Below are 1,620 nucleotides of genomic sequence, written 5' to 3'. Positions count from 1 at the left end.
GGATCGACCTTGATCGGTGCCGAACAGACCGGCCGCAAGGCTTTCTTGATGGAACTCGACCCACCGTACTGCGACGTGATCGTCGATCGTTATCAACGGTTTACCGGCAAAGCCGCCGTGCTCGAGCGGACCGGTGAGTCGCCAATCCCCGTCGGCGCTCGAGAGGAGAACATGCGATGAGCGGCGGCATCAAACCTTTTGATACGTCCAACGCTCCTCGCCGTAGTAGTAAATGTGTTCAGCGTTCAGGTAGCGAGCTAGACAAGGCAACTCCCCGGCAGACTGCAGCCTTTCTGTTGGCCGGCTGGTTGCGAAGTATTCTGGATTGGCCGGCCGCGGTGATAGCGATCGCAGTTCACCGCCTTCGATCAACTCCAATGCTTCGTCCGGATCGAGGTAGCCGCCTTCAAGGATCGGCATCACGTGATCGGGATAGCCATCGAAGTGCAGATACGTTGCGACGACAGATTCGTCGGGCAGTTTTAGGGCGATTACAGCGCGAGTGGACATGGTTCATTCTCCTGATTGGTTTTGGGGTGAGGCATCGACGCTTTGAACTTGGTCTGGCGGAATGGAGAGCATCAGCGATCGTCTGCCGTCCCAATCCACGTCGACTTGCGTCCAATCGCTTTGCGGATACACGGCGACAACCGTTCCGATGGTGCCGGCGGAAATCGGGTCGGGGTCGTCCATCGAAAGCAAACGGATACGGTCGCCCGCCTTGAGGTTGCATTTGGGTTTCATCAGTTACGTACTCCGTTGTTTTCGTCGAGTAGCGTGGCGACCTCTGATAGCTGAGCGTTGATGAGATTGACAGCACGAACGTGATGCCATCGGAGGTCCTTGGAGTCGGGTCGCTGCATGCGATCGAGTTGCAGCTCGATGTGCCGCAACAAGTCGCGAGCGATCTGATGACCGTTCTCGTATGCCGGGGCCGGCTCGATCGGCCGAGGCGTGAGGGTTTGAACTTTGCTCATCGTTGTTCTCCGTTTTCGTTGAAGAAGATTTCGGTTCCGTTCTCGAGTTCGACCTTGGTGGCACCGGCCCGTTTCGCATCGGCGACAATGGTTTGAAGTGGCAGCGGTTCATCGACGTCGATTCGCCTGCCGTCGGCGAAGACAACCGTCGATCGCCAGCGTTGCGGTTGCAGGTTTGGCATTTGGTTCTCCATGTTCGTGGTAAGAATCGGCGTTCGCGTTAACACACATGAGCCATGCGCCGGCAAACACAGCAAGCGAACTTTGCAAAGCATGCGGAAAGATCCGCCATGTTTTTCGTCTTCGAGAAATCGCGGCCGTCGTTGCCGTGTGTGGCCTCGTGAAGTTGCGCGGCCAGGCAGCCGAACAACGACAAAACGCCCGACCGTGGCCAACGTCGGGCGTGTGTGGCGAAGCGTTCGCCGAGGGTAGAAAGTGTCGGAGTTAAGAAGAGAGTGGGACCAAGACGTGCGCGTTCCGGCCAACAACCGCAAACTCTTCGCCGGCGGTTGTTCGGGCGATGATCATGCCGCCGCGTCGAACCAAGTGTTCCACCGTGCCGCGTTCAAAGCGGTCGCCATTGGCTGTCCGCAGTTCGTATCCCATGTCGGGTTCCGGCGTTGCCGTTTCCCCTTCCGCAAGG

At 58.0% G+C, this 1,620-nt stretch carries 6 protein-coding genes; 1 reads left to right on the top strand and 5 read right to left on the bottom strand.

The genetic code is table 11. The annotated features are described in order from the left end of the window. Nucleotides 1-180 (top strand): hypothetical protein (locus ABX749_RS32180; RefSeq protein WP_372899640.1); only part of this gene is annotated, 180 nt, incomplete at its 5' end. A gap of 9 nt (nt 181-189) precedes the next feature. Here the strand turns inward: ABX749_RS32180 and ABX749_RS32175 are convergent. The 5 genes from ABX749_RS32175 to ABX749_RS32155 form a co-directional block, all read right to left on the bottom strand. Next, nucleotides 190-510, bottom strand: a complete 321-nt coding sequence (locus tag ABX749_RS32175; protein WP_372899639.1) for a hypothetical protein — start codon at nt 508-510, stop codon at nt 190-192. Between the two features lie 3 nt (nt 511-513). Then, nucleotides 514-744, bottom strand: coding sequence for a DUF4314 domain-containing protein (locus ABX749_RS32170; RefSeq protein WP_372899638.1), 231 nt, complete (start codon nt 742-744; stop codon nt 514-516). After that, on the bottom strand, nt 744-977 hold the full coding sequence (locus ABX749_RS32165; RefSeq protein ID WP_372899637.1) for a hypothetical protein: 234 nt from the start codon (nt 975-977) through the stop codon (nt 744-746). The genes ABX749_RS32170 and ABX749_RS32165 overlap by 1 nt, the downstream gene beginning before the upstream one ends. Then, nucleotides 974-1,159, bottom strand: coding sequence for a hypothetical protein (locus ABX749_RS32160; RefSeq protein ID WP_372899636.1), 186 nt, complete (start codon nt 1,157-1,159; stop codon nt 974-976). Before ABX749_RS32160 ends, ABX749_RS32165 begins: the two co-directional genes overlap by 4 nt. A gap of 262 nt (nt 1,160-1,421) precedes the next feature. Next, nucleotides 1,422-1,620, bottom strand: a 199-nt coding sequence (locus tag ABX749_RS32155) for a hypothetical protein (protein WP_372899635.1), incomplete at its 5' end; no start/stop codon positions are given.

Origin of the sequence: Stieleria sp. (assembly GCF_041595215.1) — a bacterium.
GTDB lineage: Bacteria > Planctomycetota > Planctomycetia > Pirellulales > Pirellulaceae > Stieleria > Stieleria magnilauensis.
This window is presented reverse-complemented; position numbering and strand designations above follow the sequence as displayed.

Excerpts from the sequence above, each read along its gene's own strand:
- ABX749_RS32175 (WP_372899639.1), bottom strand. The coding sequence starts at position 510 with ATGTCCACTCGCGCTGTAATCGCCCTAAAACTGCCCGACGAATCTGTC.
- ABX749_RS32170 (WP_372899638.1), bottom strand. The coding sequence starts at position 744 with ATGAAACCCAAATGCAACCTCAAGGCGGGCGACCGTATCCGTTTGCTT.
- ABX749_RS32165 (WP_372899637.1), bottom strand. The coding sequence starts at position 977 with ATGAGCAAAGTTCAAACCCTCACGCCTCGGCCGATCGAGCCGGCCCCG.
- ABX749_RS32160 (WP_372899636.1), bottom strand. The coding sequence starts at position 1,159 with ATGCCAAACCTGCAACCGCAACGCTGGCGATCGACGGTTGTCTTCGCC.